This is a genomic window from Yersinia rochesterensis (assembly GCF_003600645.1).
In the GTDB taxonomy this organism is placed as follows: Bacteria; Pseudomonadota; Gammaproteobacteria; order Enterobacterales; family Enterobacteriaceae; genus Yersinia; species Yersinia rochesterensis.
Map to the genome: position 1 here is coordinate 3,690,518 of NZ_CP032482.1, position 20,842 is coordinate 3,711,359.

Sequence of the window (20,842 nt, forward strand, 5' to 3'; positions counted from 1 at the left end):
ATAATATTGAGAACCATTAGTATTTGCAATACCATATGCATGTTCATTCTTGAGTGCCCCTTTATTCCCGCAATATGAGTAAGGGCGTTCTGCGGTGCCGAGAAGGAATTGAATGGGCAGAAAGTTTTCTTATCGCCATACCGGTTAATAAATAAACCCAATAGATTTCAAGATGTAGGAAGGCGGTAAAGGAGATAATCCCAATGAGCTTACACAAGTAAGTGATTCGGGTTATTGAGTGCAACCAACACCTGCAGTTTGCAAGATGAAAGGTATAAGGCCGGATGGGCTCCAGCACGTTTTATTATTGTGTTTCTAGGTAGGGATAAATCATGTTTGATATTTCAGGCAAGAAGATGCCAGGGAAATTGCTATTCCGGGCAAGCTACGCATCAAAAACCTTATTAACCTCTGCACTTATATTAATACCGGCTCTACAGGCTTTCGCGGCAACCACCGCGAAAGAAGCAACGGCGACAAAAGAAGATAAATTAGTGGTGGTTGCCAAAGCAGGTAGCGGGCAACAAGATGATGGTTTCGTTGCTAAAAATAGTTCAACCGGCACTAAAACCGATACCCCGCTTATCCGTACTCCACAATCCATTTCCGTGATTACCAGCCAGCAAATGCAGGAGCAAGGTGCAACTTCCGTGGCACAAGCATTGCGTTATACCGCCGGTGTCGTACCGGAATATCGCGGTGGTTCCAATATGAATGATGAAGTTATCATTCGTGGCTTCGGCTACGCACCGCGTTTTCTGGATGGATTAAGCTACAACTCTCTGGGTGGCGCACGGCGCGGCGGCCAGATTGACCCATGGTTATTGGAGCGAGTTGAAGTGGTTCGTGGCCCGGCCTCAGTGCTGTATGGCCAAGTCAACCCAGGCGGCCTGATCAATATGGTCAGCAAACGCCCGACAGCCGAAAGTATTCATAAAGTGCAGGTCGGGGCTGGTAATAATAGCCGGGCAGAAGCCGCCTTTGATTTTGGCGGTGTGTTAGATGATGAGGGTAAAGTTCTCTATCGCCTTAATGGGATTGGCAGGACACAGGATGATGCAGTTAATACCTATAAGCAGGAGCGTTTTGCTATCGCCCCAGCAATAACTTTCATCCCGAACGAAGACACCACTTTTACCTTGCTGACCAGCTATCAGAAAGAACCTAAGGCCGGCTCGCGTAACTTCTTACCGGCAATTGGCACGGTGTTTGGTACCCCCTACGGCAAAATACCTTACGATTTTAACGTCAGTGACCCGTCATTTGATCAATCTGAACGCGAGCAAACTTCCGTCGGATATGCCCTTGAACATTACATCAATGACACCTTTAAATTCCGCCAAAATCTGCGTTACAGCTACAACAAGCAAGATTACAAATATCTGGTCTTTATGGATTTACTGGCTGATAAGCGCACCATGACCCGCCGTCCGCAAATCGAACGGCAGAACACCGGTGAGTTTTCGGTCGACAACCAGTTACAAGCCGATTTCTGGACGGGACAGTTAAATCACACGGTGCTGACGGGGTTAGATTATAAACGCACCCGTATTGATAGCCGGTTCTATATGGGTAAAGTGCTGCCAGCATACAATTTGGATTGGGTATCACCAGCTTATGGCCTGAATATTAAGGACAGTGACCTGTCGCTCAATAGCAGTGATTTAACCAAACTTGATCAGGTCGGGATCTATTTACAAGACCAAATTGAGTTAGATAAGTGGAATTTCCTGCTGTCGGGGCGCTATGACTGGTCACAGTTAAAAACCATGAACCGTAAAAGCGTCACGCAAGATCAACAAGACGATAAAGCATTTACTGGCCGTGGCGGTGTGTTGTATGCCTTTGATTCGGGTATCTCGCCCTATATCAGCTACAGCACCTCATTTGAACCTAGCACTGCCAAAGGCGCTCCTGGTACGGGTGCACTAGACCCCGTAACAGCACGTCAGGTCGAGTTAGGCATTAAATACCAGCCTCCGGGCAGTAGTACCCTACTGACCACCGCACTGTATGATTTACGTCAGAAAAATATCAGCCAATACGACTCAGTGCTGGCCTACAGTGTTCCCATTGGTGAAGTTCAGTCTCAGGGGATAGAAACACAATTAAACAGTGAAATTAACGACAATATCAACCTGATCGCCGCTTATACCTACACGAAAGGCAAAGTGCGTGAAACCAAAAATGCCGCTGAACTAGGCAAAATGCCATCACGAACACCTAATCATTCGGCCTCATTATGGGGAATGTATAGCTTTGATAAAGGTGTGGTGGACGGCTTGTCTACTGGCGTCGGTGTGCGGTATATCGGCACCAGTTGGGGCGATGGAAAAAACAGCTTTAAAGTCCCGGCGGTAACACTATATGACTGGATGATGCGCTATGAACTGGGGCAAGCAATGCCCGCGATGAAAGGCACCAGTTTGCAGGTTAACGTCAACAACATATTCAACAAAGAATATGTGGCCAGTTGCGCACAAATGGCGGCCTGTTTCTATGGCAGTGGTCGTGTCGCTACCGCAACCGTCAGTTATTCTTGGTAAGTTTTTATTTTCAACCGCGCCGGTGGCCCATACTGGCGCGTTTTTTTATCCTAATGCGGTTTTTTTATCCTAATGGGATAAGAATTGCTTAAAGAAAAGTAAATTTTCGCCCTCTTCCTGCTGTAATTTTAACAATAAATTGAACAAATTCAGCCGAATAACATTTCAGAAACTTTTTATTTTATTCCGTGTAACCGGCCAAAACCATTCTAAAAACAGTGAGATAATCCTATACTTGCGAGCAAGCATCACCCCATCACACCACTGACTCAAGGTAAAAATGCCAGCATTTAAGGGAATATCACAGCTTATGCACCGAACGCGCGCCTGTAAAAAGCGCCTGTGCGGTATGCTGCTGGTAACCTGCTGGTTTTTCCTGAATACCCAACTGGCAATCGCGGGCCATCAGTGTGATATCGCCCCTGCCGACTCTCCGGTTTTTAGTCAGCATCAAGGGCATTTGCAATCAGACCCGATGCAACAAATGTTGTCGGCGATGGAAATGTCCCATGGTCCGGCGCAAAATTCCCTGTGTGAAAAACACTGTCTCCCCGATTCAGTTCAGTCTGACAGCGGGATGCTGGTGTTGGCAGCATTGCCAACTCACACTGAGTTAGTGCTGGCGGATATCCAACAAGCCCCCGGTGTGCGTCGCCTCGACTGGCATATGCCACCCATTGTCGGGCCACCCACCGAAATTGTTTTCTGCCGATTTAGAGAATAGACCCAGACAGAGTTAACCACATCTTTCAGGCCGCTTTCCCGCGGTGTGTTGTGCTAATTCTATTTTGGAGTTATTCCATGAGTTCCTTATTCAACGCTGTATCTGCCACTATTAGTGCATTATTTTTTGCTGTTACTCTATTCTCTGCGCCCCTGTTTGCCGCCACTCCGTCGATGGCCGACAACATGCCGATGTCCCATAATCATGGGGCCATGATGGCTGAAAACACCGCCACAGACACCAATAGCTACCACTCTAGCGGGCAAATAAAAACCTGGAATGCCAATAGTGTTTCCATCGCCCACAGTGCCATTCCGGCCCTAAACTGGCCGCCGATGACCATGACATTCGATCTGCCGAATAACTTGGTTGCCGCCCCGCTCCCGGTCGGCACGCAAGTCGCATTCAGCTTCCACCAGACTGAACAGGGCTATCAGCTCACCGCCATTTCAGCGCAACAACCGTAAGGCGGGAGCCATCATGAATCACTCTAATCACCCTCGACAGGGGCGGCCCACCGCTGCCTTGCGGATAGGATTGACCCGCTTGTTGCTCGCCGCCGCATTCGGTTTACCTGCCATGGGCTATGCGGCAGACATCACTCTGGAACAAGCGCTGGTTTCTGCTGAGCACTACTCAGCCGAGCTATCGGCCAATCAACATCAGGTTAATGCACTAGAAAACATGGCCAGTTCCGCCACCCAACTGCCTGATCCCAAATTGAAATTCGGCATTGAAAACCTGCCGGTGGGGGGCAACAATGGCCGCCGCTTTACCCGCGAGGGCATGACCATGCAGCGGATTGGTATCATGCAGGATTATGTCAGCAGCGATAAACGACAAAGAAAGGCCGATACTCTCAGCGCCGAAGCCCGTAAAACCGCGGCGGGCAGCGAAACCATTCTCACTCGGTTACAAAGGGAAACCGCACAAGCCTGGCTGGATTTGGCACTCACTGAGCAAGCGGTGACGGATGCCAGGATTTTAGTGCAGGAGAGTGAAAAACAGATAGCGCTGCAACGGGCGGGAGTCGCCAGTGGTGGCGCGTTACCCAGCAGTGTGTTGGATGCGCGCCTAACCCTATCCGCCATGCAAGACAGATTAACCACCGCACAGCGCGATGTGGCTTTGGCGCAAACCCAGCTCACCCAATTGACCGGTATTGAGGTTCAGCACGTCAGTGGCACATTGCCCAAATTCTCCCGCCTGCCAGCGGATATCACCGTATTGCGCGATGCTATCCAGCAGCATCCAGAAATATTGCTCGCCAGCCGCGAAGCGGAAGTCGCCAAAGCGCGTTCAGCACAATCCGCCATTGCGGCCACTCCCGATGTCGGTATTGAAGTTTATTACGCCAAACGCGCCGAAGAATATGAGGATATGGCGGGTGTCATGGTCACTGTCGATTTGCCGCTGTTCCGCTCACAACGTCAGGATAAAGACTATGCCGCCGACGTCTCGCGATCCATGGAAGCTAACGACCAACTCACATTGTTGACCCGTGACCATCGGGCGCAACTCGACACTTTATTAGCGCAATATCGAGCTACCCAAGAGTTATGGCAGCGGCAAACTGACGAGGTTTTACCGCTGCAAAAACAGCGAGTTAACTTGATAATGGCGCAGTATCAGGCCAATAAAAGCGATTTAAGCAGCGTGTTGGAGGCCCGCCGCGCCTTACTCGACAGCCAGCTCAATGCCAGCAATGCCGCCAGAGAATTAGCCCGCACCTGGGCCGCCATCCGTTATCTGACCCCGCAGGAGAGCGCACGATGAAAAAGCTATTTAGCCTGACTTTAGTGGCCGTCGCCGTCATCAGCGGCCTCGGCGGTTATCTGCTCGGAAAACCGGCATCAGATTCTACGCCAACCGCCGCCGCACACTCTGACGTCACTGCCGAAAGCAGCCGCAAAGTGCTTTATTGGTATGACCCAATGTCCCCCGGACAACGCTTCGACAAACCGGGAAAATCACCCTTTATGGATATGGAACTGGTGCCGCGCTATGCCGGTGAAACCGTAGAAGATGGCGGCGTGACAATCAGCGCCCGCCAACAGCAAAATCTGGGGGTGCGCACCGCGGCGGCAGAAATGCGCGCACTCAACCATCGCCTTACTGGCTACGGCACCGTGGCGACAGACGAACGCAGTGTGCAAGTCATTGCGGCGCGGGCCAATGGCATCATCGAGCAATTATATGTGCGCGCCAATCAGCAGCCGGTCACGAAAAATCAACCATTGGCACAGTTATGGATCCCCGATTGGAGTGCCGCCCAGCAAGAGTATCTGGCTATTCGCCAATTGGGTGACAGCGCATTGACCGCCGCCGCCCGTCAGCGGTTACAACTGCAATTCATGCCAGAAGAGGTCATTCGCAGTGTAGAAAAAAGTGGCCAGCCACAAACCCGGGTGACGCTGCGATCCCCGGCCAATGGCTATGTTAATAAACTGGATATCCGCGCCGGTTCGCAAGTGGCGGCGACCCAATCACTGTTCGAATTAGCCAGCCTCGATCAGGTGTGGATCCTGGTGGATTACCCGCAATCACAAGCCAGTTTAGTCACGATCGGTAGTGAAATTGCCGCTACCACTGCCAGTTGGCCGGGTGAAACCTTCCACGGCAAAGTCAGCGAGTTATTGCCCAATATGGATCTCGCGACCCGCACCTTAAAAGCACGCATCACCGTGGAAAACCCGCAACAAAAGCTCAAACCGGGGATGTATCTGAATGTGCAATCGGCACAAACCGCCGCGCTTGAGCCGGTGCTGGCTATTCCACAAGAAGCTTTACTGATGACGGGCAACCGCAACACCGTGTTGCTGGCGCAAGGAAATGGCCACTTTAAACCGGTTGAAGTCAGTGCCGGGCACACTCAGGACGGTTGGGTAGAAATCAAATCCGGGCTGAGCAATGGCCAGCAAGTCGTGACGTCGGGCCAATTCCTAATTGATTCAGAAGCCAGCTTGCAAAGTGCCCTGCCGCAGATGGCTGATATCCCAGAAACGCAAGCGCCCGCGGTGGAAAACACCGCGCAAGCGCCAGCCGATATCTACTCAGTTCGGGGGGAAGTTAACGCCATTAATGGCGCAACAATCACCTTATCTCACGGCCCGATAGCCGCCTTGAAATGGGGCGCGATGACCATGGATTTCCTGCTGCCACCGGGCAAGTTATCACCGGATATCCGCGTCGGCAGTGAAGTCAATTTCACCTTTACGCTGAATGAACAAGGCGCGCAGATCCGCCAGATCCAGCCGGCAAAGGCTAATAATTCCAATAAAAACATGGATATCCATGGGAGCCACTTATGATTGCCGCCATTATCCGTTGGTCGTTGCGTAATCGGCTGTTGGTGCTGCTAGGCGCGGTGATGATGGCGGCCTGGGGAGTTTGGTCACTGCAACAAACCCCGCTGGACGCACTACCGGATCTGTCGGACACGCAAGTGATCATTCGTGTCAGTTACCCCGGCAAAGCCCCGCAAGTGGTGGAGGATCAAGTCACTTACCCGCTCACCACCACCATGCTGTCGGTGCCCGGCGCTAAAACTGTGCGCGGCTTTTCTATGTTTGGCGATGCTTACGTTTATGTATTGTTTGATGACGGCACCGATCCTTACTGGGCGCGCTCAAGGGTGCTGGAGTACCTCAGCCAGGTGCAATCCACCCTACCAGCCGAGGCCAAAGCGGCACTGGGGCCGGATGCCACCGGCGTCGGCTGGATTTATGAATATGCATTAATTGATAGAACCGGCAAACACAGTCTGGCCGATTTGCGTGCTTTACAGGATTGGACACTGAAGTTTGAACTGAAAACCGTGCCCAATGTTTCGGAAGTCGCCAGTGTCGGCGGTATGGTGCGCCAATATCAAGTGGTTCTTGACCCGGAAAAAATGCGGGCGCTGAATCTCTCTCATCAACAAATTGCCAGCGCCATTGCCGACAGTAATCAGGAGGGCGGCGGTTCCGTGCTGGAAATGGGGGCCGCGGAATATATGGTGCGCGCCAGCGGTTACCTGAAAACGCTGGATGATTTCAGGAATATCGTGATAACCGTCCGTGAGGGTATTCCGATTTTACTGTCCGATGTTGCCACCGTGCGCATTGGGCCAGAAATGCGGCGCGGTGTAGCTGAACTGAACGGCGAAGGCGAAGTCGCTGGCGGCATCATCGTGATGCGCTACGGCAAAAATGCGCTGGAAACCATCAATGGCGTGAAAGAGAAGCTCCAACAGATTCAGCGCAGTTTGCCCGCTGGAGTAGAAATTGTGCCGGTTTATGACCGCTCGCACCTGATTACTCAGGCCATCGACAGCTTGTCATTTAAGTTGCTGGAAGAGTTTCTAGTGGTCGCGGTTATCTGCTCGCTGTTTCTATTCCACTTCCGCTCGGCACTGGTGGCTATTATCACCCTGCCGCTGGGGATCCTCGGTGCATTTATTGTTATGCACTATCAAGGGGTTAATGCCAATATCATGTCATTGGGCGGCATCGCCATCGCCATTGGTGCCATGGTGGATGCGGCGATCGTCATGATCGAAAATATGCACAAAGTATTGGAACAATGGCGGCGGGATCACCCCGGCCAAACGCCGGTTAGTCAGGATTACTGGCGTATTTCAGAACAAGCGGCCATTGAAGTCGGCCCAGCGCTATTTTGCAGCTTATTAATTATCACTTTGTCATTTATTCCAGTATTTACCTTACAGGCGCAAGAGGGCCGGATGTTTTCCCCTCTGGCCTTTACCAAAACCTATGCCATGGCGGTTTCTGCTGGCTTAGCCATCACTTTAGTGCCGGTATTAATGGGCTATTTTATTCGCGGAAAAATTCCTGACGAAAATGCCAACCCCATTAACCGCTGGCTAATAGCCCTTTATCATCCAGTATTAACCGCCGTCCTGGCGCGGCCAAAAACCACATTGGCCATTGCGGGCATGCTCTTGCTGGCAACGCTATATCCACTCAGCCGCTTAGGCAGCGAGTTTATGCCCGCGTTGGATGAGGGCGATTTACTGTATATGCCTTCGACCCTGCCGGGGATTTCGGTGCGCGAAGCCAGCCATTTACTGCAACAAACGGATCGCCTGATCAAAACGGTGCCAGAAGTGGATACCGTCTTTGGTAAAGCTGGGCGGGCAGAAACAGCCACCGATCCCGCGCCGCTCACCATGATCGAAACCACCATTCGCTTTAAACCCAAAGAAGAATGGCGGCCCGGCATGACCATGGACAAATTAATCGAGGAGCTGGACGCCACTGTTAACGTCCCCGGCATTGCTAATCTGTGGGTGCCGCCGATCCGCAATCGGCTGGACATGCTGTCTACCGGGATCAAAAGCCCGGTGGGGATCAAAGTAAACGGTAAGAATGTGCAACAAATTGAGCAAGTTGCACAGCAAATTGAGCAGGTAGTGCGCAAAGTGCCGGGCGTAACCTCGGCGTTGTCCGAACGGCTGGCCGGTGGCCGCTATGTGGATATCGATATCGACCGCAAGCGGGCAGCCCGCTATGGTGTTTCAGTCAAAGAACTGCAATCGCTGGTAGAAACCGTGATCGGCGGGCAAAACATTGGCGAAACTATTGAAGGCCGTGAACGCTATCCAATCAATCTGCGTTATCCACGGGAAATCCGCGATTCGCTGCAAAAATTGCGTGATTTACCGGTCGTCACTGCCAGCGGTGGGCAAGTGGCATTATCCGAACTGGCGGATATCAAAGTGACAGAAGGCCCGCCGATGCTGAAAAGTGAAAATGCGCGCTTATCCGACTGGGTTTATGTCGATTTACGTGGGCGAGATTTGAAATCAGCGGTCACGGATATGCAACAGGCCGTCGCTGAGCAAGTCAAACTGCCGGAGGGGGTCTCTCTCAGTTGGTCGGGGCAATTTGAATATCTGGAGCGGGCAACCGCGAAACTGAAAATTGTTCTGCCAGTCACTCTCATGATCATTTTCGTGCTGCTGTATGTCACTTTCAGCAGTGTCAGGGATGCCGCCTTAATTATGGCAACGCTGCCTTTCGCACTGATTGGCGGGGTCTGGTTGCTCTATGGGCTGGGCTATAACTTTTCCGTTGCCGCCGCCGTCGGCTTTATCGCGCTGGCGGGCGTTGCTGCCGAGTTCGGCGTGATCATGGTTTTGTATCTGAATCAGGCGGTGAAAAAACATCAACGACCCGGTATTGCCATGACGGTCAGTGAGATGAGTGCGGCCATTCACGAAGGTGCAGTATTGCGAGTACGGCCAAAGGCGATGACGGTTGCGACCATTATGGCCGGTTTGCTGCCCATTATGTGGGGAGGTGGCACCGGTTCGGAAGTTATGCAGCGAATTGCCGCCCCGATGATCGGTGGGATGGTGAGTGCGCCATTACTTTCGATGCTAGTTATTCCGGCGGTGTATATGCTGCTACATAAAAAAGAGAGCAAACAGCAGTAAACCTTAACAAGTATCATCATCGCCCTCAGTTCTGTCTTGCGGGACTGAGGGTTTTCTTATTGATACCTCATAACTTCTCAGAGCGCCCAGTACACCGGAAGGTCAAATTAATCCGATATGCCCCTACACTGGGAGAAAACCCAGCTTTAACTGGCAATACACCGTGATAATTCAAACGAGATGGCCCGCCCCACACCACCACATCACCTTCGCTCAATAAGACTTTCTGGCATTTAGCTTCACGGGATGCTCCACCAAATAGGAATATGGCGGGCAACCCCAGTGATACTGAAACAATCGGCTGGCGTAAATCCAACTCATCTTTATCTTGATGCAAAGATAATTTGGCTCCCACATCATAGCGGTTTATCAAGCAAGCATTTGGTTGAAAATGCAGAAAACCGGCTTGCCGTGCAGCAGCAACCGCCAGCGCCATAAAACTTTCGGGCATCGCGGGCCAGCGTATTTCTGTTAGCGGGTCAACTGGGCTGTAGCGATAACCTCGAGTATCACTGACCCACCCCACTGAACCGCAATTACTCATAGCCACTGACATCCGGTAACCGCCTGGGGTAATCAAATGCCGCAAGGGAGCAACAGTGGTAATGGCGGCAACTTCTGCTAATAATGACGGGGCCTGTTCTGATACAAAATGATGCAGAACCAACGCGCCAGGGGCTAATTCTTCAACCCAAGGCTCATTGGGTAATTGAGAAAATAGATCCATAGTCATAAGAGCCTCACTTTACCTCAGCCGATGACATAACTAAGAGCAATACAGTTTACTCCAACTCCAGCTCAATTTATCACTGTTTCAGTTTTATCGACATCCTCTCCCTATATGACGGGAAAATATTATATTTAATATATTAAAATTAAAAAACATGAAAATAATCAAAAAACAGAAGAATAGTATAAGTTCATAACAAAGATAAAATAATAAACGAATAAGAAATGATGATAAGTAATAATAGCAAATGACATACTCAGGCTAAATACCTGCTTGTTAAGCTCAATTGCATCGTGCAAGAATACGCCGCGTAGTTATTTAAAGAAGTTTGAGGATTAAAATAAGCACAGGAAAACAGCGGATTTATAACTCTGACAATCGCTATTACATGCGTAACTACACTTTCAATGCATACAACATCAAAGAGAAATACTCACTTAGCGTAAGTCTGAGTTACCCAAGACCTTAAAATACTCAAAAAATAAATATACATCTTACACAGGATAGGTAGCCGCCAATATGGAGACAAATGAGATTGTGTTTAAATTAGAAGGAACAGTGCTATTTTCTCCCGCACAACGCTGTTTAAATGGCCCTGGTGGTTCAGTGGTAATGCTAACTGAAAATAATTTAAGATTTTTGCATCTGTTACTTAACGGAGTCACTGAAAAAGAACAGATTATCAACCAAGTATGGAAAGAACAGCGCGGGGCTGTCAGTGAAAGCAGTTATTACGGACAACTCTATATGCTGCGTAAGGCATTTCTTCAGGTAGGGCTGAAAGAATCTCTTATTCATACTATTCCCCGAAAAGGCGTCCGTTATACTGGCTCAGTAAGCCAAGTGACAGTTGGCAAATATTCTGACGAACAGCAACATAATGACGATCTTCAGCAGATAACAGCACCCCCTGATACTTCCCTGGTAGCCGCTATCTCTTTACCGGCAGAGAGTATCGCACCACAGATTCCTCTAGCACAGGGCAAACAAAGTTTTTTGCAAAGCAATGGCTGGAAAAAATTGATATCTTTACTCGCTTTTTTCTCTTTCTGCTGGCTTTCATTTCTCTCAGTCTTAATCCTTATTATCTTATTCAGTGGGGATAAGCCAAATCCTTAATTATCATACTAAAATGAATATAATTTAAAGAGACAAAATAAGGCTAAAAAAAGGATTCCTCCTCCAGAAAGGCATTTAATAGCAACCACTACGAACGAGGCGAAAATAACAATATCGATTCGGGTAGTAGCGAGATACCTACTCTGTACTTAATTGAAATATCGGGAAGAATCCCAATATATTTAACAAGGAAACTAGATTATGATGAACTTAATCACTAAAGGTTATGTAACAACACAGATTAATGCCCAGCAGTTTATGAAGGACAATCGCGGCTCTATTATTGAATACGTTATGATCATTGCATTGGCTGGTATCCTTATTACCGCAGCTAAAGGCCCATTAACTGTTCTGGTTACTGATTTGGTGGCATCAGCCAAAGCTACTGTGACTGCAGCAGCACCCAAAGGCTAAGTGATTTAGACTCTATTAACATTAAGATGGAAACTTTAAGTTGCCATCTTAATGACATTATCCTCAAAGGAGGATTGGATATATTACAAATACCATTAGTCACATTGTTAGCATTACAATTATTGCTAATCTGCTATAGCGATATTCGTCATCGCACGATTAGCAACAAGCTTGTAATTACTGTGGCAATTAACTCACTGGCTTTGAGTTATATCTCATACAATAGGGTAGATTTTATCATACCTTTATTAACATTATTTATAGGCTATATAATTTTTCATTTTAAACTTATCGGTGGCGGCGATGTAAAATTAATAACTGTATTACTGTTTTCGCTGAATACAGAACAATCTATCAATTTCATTCTCTACACTGCGATTATGGGCGGAGTCGTCATGATAATAGGTATGTTAGTCAATCGTACTGATATTCAACAGAGAGGTGTACCTTACGCTGTTGCAATTTCTAGTGGCTTCTTATTATCTTTTCTATCCTGAATAGTGAACTAGTCATTTATATAATAATATAGGATTATTATGAACCGTAAGTTTCTTTTGTTAATTTCTATTCTTATTATTGCTATAGGTATTACTGGCTTATTTATAAGCTCTGAGAATGATGAAAAAATAACGAGTAGCCTACTCACGCCAAAAAATGAAAAGGAAGTCACTATTATATTGGCACAAGCCACTAGTGATTTGCCATCAGGAACTCTATTGACTCACAGCGAGTACGCCATAAAAAAAATAGCCGTCCCCGAGTCAAGTGAATTAATAAAAAATGACATCTCTGAAACCCCTAACATTAACAGCTATTTATTAAAAACGAACACTCTCAATGGTTCCTACATTACTAAAGACATGTTAGTCACACCCAATAGTGATGAGTTTAACCATCTAAGCTTACAGAAAGGCTACATTGTCTATAAATTCACAACTAAAAAACAAGATGATTACTTACTGAATACATTGAGTGTAGGTGATGAGATATCTTACCAATTGAGAGTTCTTGAGACAGACAATAAGAAAGGGATGGAACATGGCACTATTATTAATACAAAAAATATGAGTGATAGGAAAAAACAGAGCTACTCCCTCAATAAAATCATCCCTAACATGAAAGTAGTAAGAATAAAAAAGTACTCCGCTGACGAATTATCAGAAAAAAACAGCAAGAATCAAAAGACTGAAGATATGTTAACAGGTTATATTGCCGTCACAATAAAAATAGAAGAGCTTGATCTGATACATATAGTGGAAAAAACAGGTGATACTTTTCTAACTCCTAACTATAAAAATGATGATAGCAAGAGAATATCAACAAATTTATATGACATTATTCCCAAACTGCGCACAGCAAGAGAGTTAAGAGGATGAGAATACTTCGGAGAAGCTACGTCATTAGGAATATATTACTTTTCTTATTTGTCATTACGGCTATCCAAACTGCAGTCAATAGAGCAAATGCTAAATCAGTTTATTTATCTACTGGTGAGTCATATATTATTAATACGCAAGATGAGATAGACACTGTTTTTGTTTCTGCAGCAGCCATAGCTGACTATGAGATAGTGGGTAAAAAAAGCGTTATTGTCTATACAAAAAAAGAAGGAATGGCGGAGTTTATATTATTCAATAGTAGCAACAAGCCTATGATAAAATCTGTCGTTTTTGTCAACAATGTCATTGCTGCTGCATATAAAAGAATACAGCTTGAGTATCCAGAAAGTCATGTGGAAATTAACAAAATAGGTGATGGTTATATCCTGACAGGAACCGCAGGATCAGAGGAAGCCAAAGACACTATCGGTACAATTATAGGTGAGGCTGTTGGTAGTAAAAGAATAATAAATAGCAACTCTCTTATTAATACTACTGATTATTTAGGTATTATCAACAAAATAAAATTACCACAATCTAATCAGGTGAATGTCAAACTCACCATTGCCGAAGTTACAAAAGATTTCACTGAAAATGTTGGAATTAATTGGAGTACCATCGGCGATTCTGTGGGTTCTTTCCAATTTTTTAGATTTAATGCCAAAGGGATAAGTACATTAGTTCATGCTATTAACGATGATACCATTGCTCGAGTTTTAGCCGAACCCAATCTCTCCGTACTATCAGGTGAAAGTGCATCTTTTCTGGTTGGTGGCGAAATACCAATAGTAAGTACGACACAAAATAGTAGAGAAATAACTTATAAAGAATTTGGTATTAAATTAAACATTGGTGCAAAAGTTAATGATAAAAAACGTATTCGCATTACTTTAAATGAAGAAGTTAGCAGTATAGGTAAAACATTTAATATGAGGGGTGGAGATTCCTACCCTACATTAAGAACACGTAGGGCAGCAACAACATTAGAACTGGGAGATGGAGAGAGTTTCATTTTAGGGGGATTAATCAGTAACACGGAGAGAGAATCATTAAGTAAAATTCCACTAATTGGTGATATCCCTCTATTAGGAGCATTTTTCCGTAATGCACAGACAGAACAGAGCCAAACTGAATTAGTGGTGATCGCAACCGTAAACTTGGTGAATCCAGTCTCCGAAAAAGAAGTGGAGTTGCCTGATTTTATGCATACTTCAACGCTCGAACGATTTTTTAACTTTAGTTCCATTATGGAAACAAAAAGAGAAAAGATGGCCAGAGAATTTCTGCGTAAAGGAGGATTTATTAAATGAGATTACTCATAATAGGTACCATTATATTATTTACCAAAGTGGGCTATGCAGAGCTGACGATTAAACCTATTGATAGTGACCGATCATTTTGTCTTATGAGAGATAATCAATCCAAAATAAATATCATTATCACATCTAAAAATGACAGCGTTAACATTAAAAATAGAGCCTGTAACTATAGTATTAATGATTATCGTCGTGTTAAAAATCATGAAGTTGGATGCGCAGTTAATATTAACAGGAAAAAATCCAGTATTAGTGGTGACATATGCAATTAATCCTAAACAAGGATTTAATCAATAAAAAAACCAGCAAAGTAAAAGATACTATTGCAATTATTTCCACAAGAAAGTGGCTAATAGAGAAAATATCTGAAAAAATACGACTGGCCGATATTAACAACATTAAAGGAATAGAGGACAATATTTTCACTGCATCATTAGTTAATTTACCAGACCAAACTATTGGTATAATTATTGATATTGGTAATGATCAAGAAATAGAGAAAATATTAGATTTAATAAAAAATCATACACCGCGTGATTGCTGGTGTGTGCTCGTCGGAGATATTGATTCAATCAGTATTGCACAGCAGTTTACTGACAGGGGAATTTTATATTTAAATATACAGTCACAATCTGCTGAACTGACACAGTTATTGCTTAAAGGTATTCAGATAGAATCCGAAAGAAAGGCTTTTTTTATCAGTGTACTGGGTTGTAAAGGTGGAATAGGGACGACTCTACTCAGTTACCATTTAGCATATGAAATTACTCAAATAAAGAAATCCCCAACATTATTATTACAGGGTAATCAAGGATCGCAAGATCTTGACCTCGTAACAGAGAAAAAAATTAATACCGCTATCACTGAATATCATAAACACTTAGATCTTATGCTATGTAACGAAAAAAAATTAAGTGAGGTAGATAATCAAACAAATAAAAAACATAATTTTATTATTTTCGACCAACCTATTCATAATTCATCAAAGGAAAGAATAACAGACTATATTGAGCAATCTAATTGCATCATTATATTGTTAGATAATAGTATGATGTCAGTTAGAATCGCCAAAGAATTTATTAGCCTATATGAGCGTTTTAAAAGAGATAATAGAAAAGCAACCAGACTAATACTCTGCTTAAACGAAAGCAGGCCTGTAACCAAAGATATGTTAGATACTGCCGACATACAATCATTATTGAATCGAACTATTGACATACATATACCTTATATAAAAAACACAAAGTCTTCATTAAATGATCCTACTTATTTTGGTAGAAAAAAAATAAAAATAAACACATTAGCTAAAAACACATTAGGTATAAAGATAGACTCATCAAGCGATATGAATACATTGACAAAAAAAATAATAGCAACACTAAAAAATATAAGGTAAACAATGAAAGTATCATTAACTATACAAGAATTAATTCGCGAAAAAATGCTGGCTAATATTGATATAGATAAAGTTGAAAATCTTGTTGATGATTACAGTAAACTCAGTGGATTATTATCTCAAACATTTCATGATTTATATAATGATAATGAATATAAATTAACAACTCAGGATCAGAAAAAAATAATTTCAATGATTGCTGATGAAATCACTGGTTTTGGGCCATTAAGAGAGCTGATGGAGGATGACTCAATTAGTGACATTATGGTTAATGGACCTAATAAGATATTTGTTGAACGCTATGGCCTGATCACTTTAACTGATCTGCGATTTATTAATAATAATCAACTGACAGATATTACCAAACGTTTAATGCAAAGGGTAAATCGTCGTATTGATGAAGGCCGCCCCTTAGCAGATGCACGTTTAATTGACGGCAGCCGTATCAATGTAGCAATGAGCCCCATAGCCCTAGATGGCACTGTACTTTCTATCCGAAAGTTTAGTAATAACAACCGAAAACTAGAAGACTTAGTTGATATGGGTGCGATGAGTAGCAATATGGCTAACTTTCTGATTATTGCGGCCAGTTGTAGGGTCAATATCGTTGTCTCTGGTGGTACTGGTTCGGGAAAAACAACGCTACTTAATGCTTTATCGAAGTATATTTCTAAGAGTGAGAGAGTTATTACTTTAGAAGATGCAGCAGAGTTGAATCTTGAGCAACCTCATGTTGTGAGAATGGAAACCCGGTTAGCGGGTCTGGAGAATACAGGACAAATCACTATGCGAGACTTAGTAATTAACTCGCTACGAATGCGCCCCGATAGAATAATTATCGGCGAATGTCGAGGCGAGGAAACCTTTGAGATGCTTCAAGCAATGAATACAGGCCACAATGGTTCGATGTCAACATTGCACGCTAACTCACCCCGTGATGCTATTGCCCGTCTGGAAAGTATGATAATGATGGGCCCGGTTAATATGCCTCTCTTTACTATCCGACGGAATATAGCATCTGCAATCAATATTATTGTACAAGTTTCTCGAATGAGTGATGGTACAAGAAAAGTACGTTATATTAGCGAAATTATGGGAATGGAAGGTGATAATGTCATACTACAGAATATATTTTCATTTGAACCAGAAAAATTACGGGATGAACAAGGTAAGATTCAAGGAGAATTTATCAATCATGGATTATTTAGCCGTTCCTCTGTTAGAATAAATGCCGACATATATAACTTATCTGATGAATTAAATAGTATTTTTTCTATGGTGGAAAAGTGATTTACTACATAATACTGTCGTCCGGTATATTATTGCTATTATTGAGCAATTTTAAATGGATGAAAATCAAAAAATCAATCGTCAATGATAATAGAAAGAAATCTGTAAGTGATAATTTATTTATTTTATTTTATAAAAAAATAATTTCAGAATGGTTACAGTATTTGCATGGAATTATTAATGATAAAAACAAATTGCATATTGCGATGCCAATAATTTATTCAATATGTGTTTTTTTCATTAATACTTTATGGTTTCATTTTAATATAGTTCTCATTTTAATTTTTATGTTTATAAGTATTGTGTTTTTTCAAGTAAAATTATCCCGAAAAATACATCATTCTTTTTTTAAACAAAACTTTCCAGAAGTTCTCTTGATGATAAACATGGCGGTGAGCAGTGGAGCCAGTATTAATCAAGTACTAGAACGCTGTGGGAAAGAAATAAATGGGCCACTAGGACATGAAATGAGCCTTATTTGTCGTCGACTAAATCTGGGAGAATCACCTGAAATTGTTTTTTATGATGCCTATAAAAGATTCCATTACCCTGAATTCTATTTTCTAATTACAATAATTTTGCTTAATCTTCAACAAGGGGGGCAATTAAAAGAATTGACTAGCCGGCTATCACAGGTGATAACAAAAAATAAAAATTCTGAGCAGAAGAAAGCCGTAATGACTGCTCAGACACGAATGTCTGTCAATATTATTTGTTTTATGCCGATCGCCTTTTCTCTTTTACTTTATTTTATTGATTCTACCAGCATAGAATCAATATGGAATCATCCTGTAGGGGAAATTATATTTTATTATATTATAACCAGTGAAATCATTGGGATTTACTTAATAAGAAAAATGCTCAGGAAGGCCTTATGAATATATTTTTAATTTTATTGTTATCATTAGGGTTAATCCTTCTGTTAAAAACAAAATCAAGAGTAAAAAGAGTTTATATATATAATAAAATAAATGAAAATGATAAACACCAAGATAAAAAAGAAGTCAACAATCAGGATAAAACCCTGTCTAACTACATCTCTATTCCTTTTCTTCTGGAAGAGGTCATTTATTTCAAAATTATTATTATCGTTGCACTCTTGACGGTAATATTCATATTATTGTCAATTGATATAATAACAATTAGCTTTAGAAGTTCACTGATTATTGGATTAACAATTCTGATAACCACTCTATACCTCCCTAAAATAGTTATAAAAAACGTTATTACCAGAAGAACTGATTCTGTGCTTAAATCACTACCCTTCTTTATTGATATCACCGCCGCGTGTGTTCAATCCGGCATGACAATAGATAACTCTCTCAGTTACACGGCAAAAAAATTTACATTAATAAACTCAGATTTAAGCCGAATGATCCTTAAAATAACCAAACATGCAGAGATAAATGGATTAGAATCAGCTATTAAAGAGTTTCATCAGTGCTCTTCTGCCACAGAAATAAGAATGTTTTGCAGTGCGCTTCAATACAGTATTAGTTTTGGTTCAAGTGTATATGAACAACTGATTAAATTGTCTCAAGATATAAGAGAGATGCAATTATTAGTAACAGAGGAAAAAATAAGTAAATTATCAGCAAAATTAACATTCCCGCTATTTCTCTTTATTCTTATTCCATTTATCGTATTAGTTATATCACCCAGCATATTGGAGATACTTACCTATGTATAAAAAACCTAGAAAAATCATTATGTTTTCAATTCTTGCTTTTATGATCAATGGTTGTTCCTGGAATAATGGCATGAGTAAAAAAGAATTTTCTTATCGAGAAAGTATTTTAACCAAAGCAAAAAACTATAATGGACTAATTACTCTATACCGTAATGAATTAAAAACAAAAGAAGATGATGATATTAGATTAAAATTAGCCAATACATATTACCTTGCTGGTGATACTAAATCATCATTATACTACTTGAGCCCAATAGCACATAAACCCAATGAGTCTATTTATTTATTACAGGCCAAAAACCTTATTAACAATAATGATGATACGGCAGCCAAGGTTGTTATTGATAAATTATTGGTTATTTCGCCAAAAAATGCAGAAGCGCACAATATAAAAGGTATTATTTTTGCCAATAATGGCGAAATAAATAACGCTAAAAACGCTATTGAACAATCCAGAAATTTGTTTATTTCTGATGAAACAGCAATGAATAACCTCGCAGTGATCGCCATACTTGATGAGCGTTATTCTGATGCAGTCAGAATATTACTTCCTGACTATCTGGCAGGAAAAAAAGATAGTTTAATATTACATAATTTGGTTTTCTCATTAGTTAAGCTCAATGATCATCAATATGCAAAAAAGATAATTTCAGCTGAAAAAATGGCTAAAAATCCTGATGAATTAATATTAGCCCTCAGTCAAGTGAGTAATCCATATCAAGATAAATTTTCTGGCAAGGTTGACTAATGAGAAAAATGAACTTTACTTTTTTGTACGAAAACAAAGGTTCTATCACTATCGAGTTTTCAATCGTCTTTATTTTATTTTTACTCATGCTCCTGTTTAGTGCTGAGATTGCTCGTTTACTTTATATTTCAGCCAATTTAGATTTGGCAGTTTCCGAAGCAGCGAAGTCAGCCAAGAATAAAGAACGGCATGACGATATTAGCTATACCTCAATGCTACGGCAGAAATTAGTTTCACATCAAGGAGTTTTAGGTTCATTTATCACTGAGGACAATGCGTTAAACGCAAATGTTATTTTTAGTGAAAACATTTCGGATATGATTAACCATAACACATCAGATAATAATAAACTTCCGCTAGCTAAATATAGTGTCAGTTATTTATATCGCCCAGTTTTTTTTCCTATTTTATCTTCTTGGCCTACTATTTTACTCTCACGAGAGGTTATTCTTGTACAAGAAAAATAATCAAATAAACATAATTAAAAATACACATGGCGCAATCATTGTTGAGTTTGTTTTTGTTATTTTCATCATGACTATTTTTATAAAAACATTAATATCAGTCTCGAATTATTACTCAAACGTTGGAAAGTTAGATCGCATTTCATATTCATTAGCTGGAATAGTGCGCGAAAGAACAAGGCTATACAACAATGATAGAATATTAACACAAGAACAGGTTAATCAAATAAAACAGTTAGCGGACAATATGTTGTTAAATTCAGGCAATCCTGTTCATAACCTTGCAATAAATATAGAAACACTGCATTTCAATCAAACCGAGTCATCCGCAGTCACAAGTAAGAGTATTGATAATACGAAAAGTTTGTCTTTCAATGTTGGGACTTGTGAGCCGAACAGACCACTCAATGAGTTAGCTCAGTTATCAACATTCAGTAATGCCGGGAGATGGATACCTCTTTATCAAGTGACATTATGTTTATCGTCAGCTCCTGGGTCTGGAACCCTATTTGCACCAATAAAATCATCCTCTATTACGATCGAACGTTAATATCTAAATATATGAATACAACACTCATACAGTAAAG

19 protein-coding genes are annotated in these 20,842 nt (G+C 42.4%); 18 read left to right on the forward strand and 1 reads right to left on the reverse strand.

Features of this window, described 5'->3' with window-relative positions:
• Window positions 1-332: 332 nt before the first annotated feature.
• The 6 genes from DXZ79_RS17125 to DXZ79_RS17150 all read left to right on the forward strand — a co-directional run bounded on the left by DXZ79_RS17125 (window position 333) and on the right by DXZ79_RS17150 (window position 9,709).
• Window positions 333-2,546: a TonB-dependent siderophore receptor gene (locus tag DXZ79_RS17125; RefSeq protein ID WP_038639063.1), complete on the forward strand. Its 2,214-nt coding sequence runs from the start codon at window positions 333-335 to the stop codon at window positions 2,544-2,546.
• Window positions 2,547-2,856: 310 nt separating this feature from the next.
• On the forward strand, window positions 2,857-3,270 hold the full coding sequence (locus DXZ79_RS17130) for a hypothetical protein (RefSeq protein WP_038639060.1): 414 nt from the start codon (window positions 2,857-2,859) through the stop codon (window positions 3,268-3,270).
• Between the two features lie 77 nt (window positions 3,271-3,347).
• Complete coding sequence (locus tag DXZ79_RS17135) at window positions 3,348-3,737, forward strand: copper-binding protein (protein ID WP_120011485.1); 390 nt, start codon at window positions 3,348-3,350, stop codon at window positions 3,735-3,737.
• A 13-nt stretch (window positions 3,738-3,750) separates the two neighbouring features.
• Window positions 3,751-5,046 carry a TolC family protein gene (locus tag DXZ79_RS17140; RefSeq protein ID WP_038639055.1) on the forward strand — a complete coding sequence of 432 codons (1,296 nt, stop codon included), beginning with the start codon at window positions 3,751-3,753 and terminating at the stop codon, window positions 5,044-5,046.
• A complete protein-coding gene (locus DXZ79_RS17145; RefSeq protein WP_050291957.1) occupies window positions 5,043-6,581 on the forward strand; it encodes an efflux RND transporter periplasmic adaptor subunit in 1,539 nt (512 codons plus the stop codon). The genes DXZ79_RS17140 and DXZ79_RS17145 overlap by 4 nt, the downstream gene beginning before the upstream one ends.
• The gene (locus DXZ79_RS17150; RefSeq protein WP_050291959.1) at window positions 6,578-9,709 is read left to right on the forward strand and encodes an efflux RND transporter permease subunit; all 3,132 of its coding nucleotides are present in this window, start codon (window positions 6,578-6,580) and stop codon (window positions 9,707-9,709) included. Before DXZ79_RS17145 ends, DXZ79_RS17150 begins: the two co-directional genes overlap by 4 nt.
• A 67-nt stretch (window positions 9,710-9,776) precedes the next feature.
• On the opposite strand, the gene alkB is transcribed toward DXZ79_RS17150, so the two are convergent.
• Window positions 9,777-10,442, reverse strand: a complete 666-nt coding sequence (gene alkB, locus DXZ79_RS17155; protein ID WP_120011486.1) for a DNA oxidative demethylase AlkB — start codon at window positions 10,440-10,442, stop codon at window positions 9,777-9,779.
• 516 nt (window positions 10,443-10,958) lie between these two features.
• Here alkB and DXZ79_RS17160 point away from each other — a divergent pair.
• The 12 genes from DXZ79_RS17160 (at window position 10,959) to tadF (ending at window position 20,805) form a co-directional block, all read left to right on the forward strand.
• Entirely contained in the window at window positions 10,959-11,558 is a 600-nt protein-coding gene (locus DXZ79_RS17160; protein ID WP_038639044.1) for a winged helix-turn-helix domain-containing protein, read from the forward strand.
• 201 nt (window positions 11,559-11,759) lie between these two features.
• Entirely contained in the window at window positions 11,760-11,972 is a 213-nt protein-coding gene (locus DXZ79_RS17165; protein WP_038639042.1) for a hypothetical protein, read from the forward strand.
• A gap of 74 nt (window positions 11,973-12,046) precedes the next feature.
• Window positions 12,047-12,469: an A24 family peptidase gene (locus DXZ79_RS17170; protein WP_038640045.1), complete on the forward strand. Its 423-nt coding sequence runs from the start codon at window positions 12,047-12,049 to the stop codon at window positions 12,467-12,469.
• Between the two features lie 39 nt (window positions 12,470-12,508).
• The gene (locus DXZ79_RS17175; RefSeq protein WP_120011487.1) at window positions 12,509-13,348 is read left to right on the forward strand and encodes a tight adherance operon protein; all 840 of its coding nucleotides are present in this window, start codon (window positions 12,509-12,511) and stop codon (window positions 13,346-13,348) included.
• Complete coding sequence (locus tag DXZ79_RS17180; protein ID WP_038639035.1) at window positions 13,345-14,661, forward strand: type II and III secretion system protein family protein; 1,317 nt, start codon at window positions 13,345-13,347, stop codon at window positions 14,659-14,661. The genes DXZ79_RS17175 and DXZ79_RS17180 overlap by 4 nt, the downstream gene beginning before the upstream one ends.
• A gap of 268 nt (window positions 14,662-14,929) precedes the next feature.
• Entirely contained in the window at window positions 14,930-16,063 is a 1,134-nt protein-coding gene (locus tag DXZ79_RS17190; protein ID WP_038639030.1) for a CpaE/TadZ family protein, read from the forward strand.
• Between the two features lie 3 nt (window positions 16,064-16,066).
• Complete coding sequence (locus DXZ79_RS17195; RefSeq protein ID WP_038639027.1) at window positions 16,067-17,353, forward strand: TadA family conjugal transfer-associated ATPase; 1,287 nt, start codon at window positions 16,067-16,069, stop codon at window positions 17,351-17,353.
• Window positions 17,350-18,231: a type II secretion system F family protein gene (locus DXZ79_RS17200; protein ID WP_038639025.1), complete on the forward strand. Its 882-nt coding sequence runs from the start codon at window positions 17,350-17,352 to the stop codon at window positions 18,229-18,231. The genes DXZ79_RS17195 and DXZ79_RS17200 overlap by 4 nt, the downstream gene beginning before the upstream one ends.
• Window positions 18,228-19,043, forward strand: coding sequence for a type II secretion system F family protein (locus DXZ79_RS17205; protein ID WP_038639021.1), 816 nt, complete (start codon window positions 18,228-18,230; stop codon window positions 19,041-19,043). The genes DXZ79_RS17200 and DXZ79_RS17205 overlap by 4 nt, the downstream gene beginning before the upstream one ends.
• Window positions 19,036-19,791, forward strand: coding sequence for a tetratricopeptide repeat protein (locus DXZ79_RS17210; RefSeq protein ID WP_050291966.1), 756 nt, complete (start codon window positions 19,036-19,038; stop codon window positions 19,789-19,791). Before DXZ79_RS17205 ends, DXZ79_RS17210 begins: the two co-directional genes overlap by 8 nt.
• Window positions 19,791-20,258 (forward strand): TadE/TadG family type IV pilus assembly protein, encoded by a 468-nt coding sequence (locus tag DXZ79_RS17215; protein ID WP_038639016.1) that lies wholly within the window; start codon window positions 19,791-19,793, stop codon window positions 20,256-20,258. Before DXZ79_RS17210 ends, DXZ79_RS17215 begins: the two co-directional genes overlap by 1 nt.
• The gene (gene tadF, locus DXZ79_RS17220; RefSeq protein ID WP_120011489.1) at window positions 20,242-20,805 is read left to right on the forward strand and encodes a tight adherence pilus pseudopilin TadF; all 564 of its coding nucleotides are present in this window, start codon (window positions 20,242-20,244) and stop codon (window positions 20,803-20,805) included. Before DXZ79_RS17215 ends, tadF begins: the two co-directional genes overlap by 17 nt.
• The last annotated feature ends 37 nt before the right edge of the window (window positions 20,806-20,842 follow it).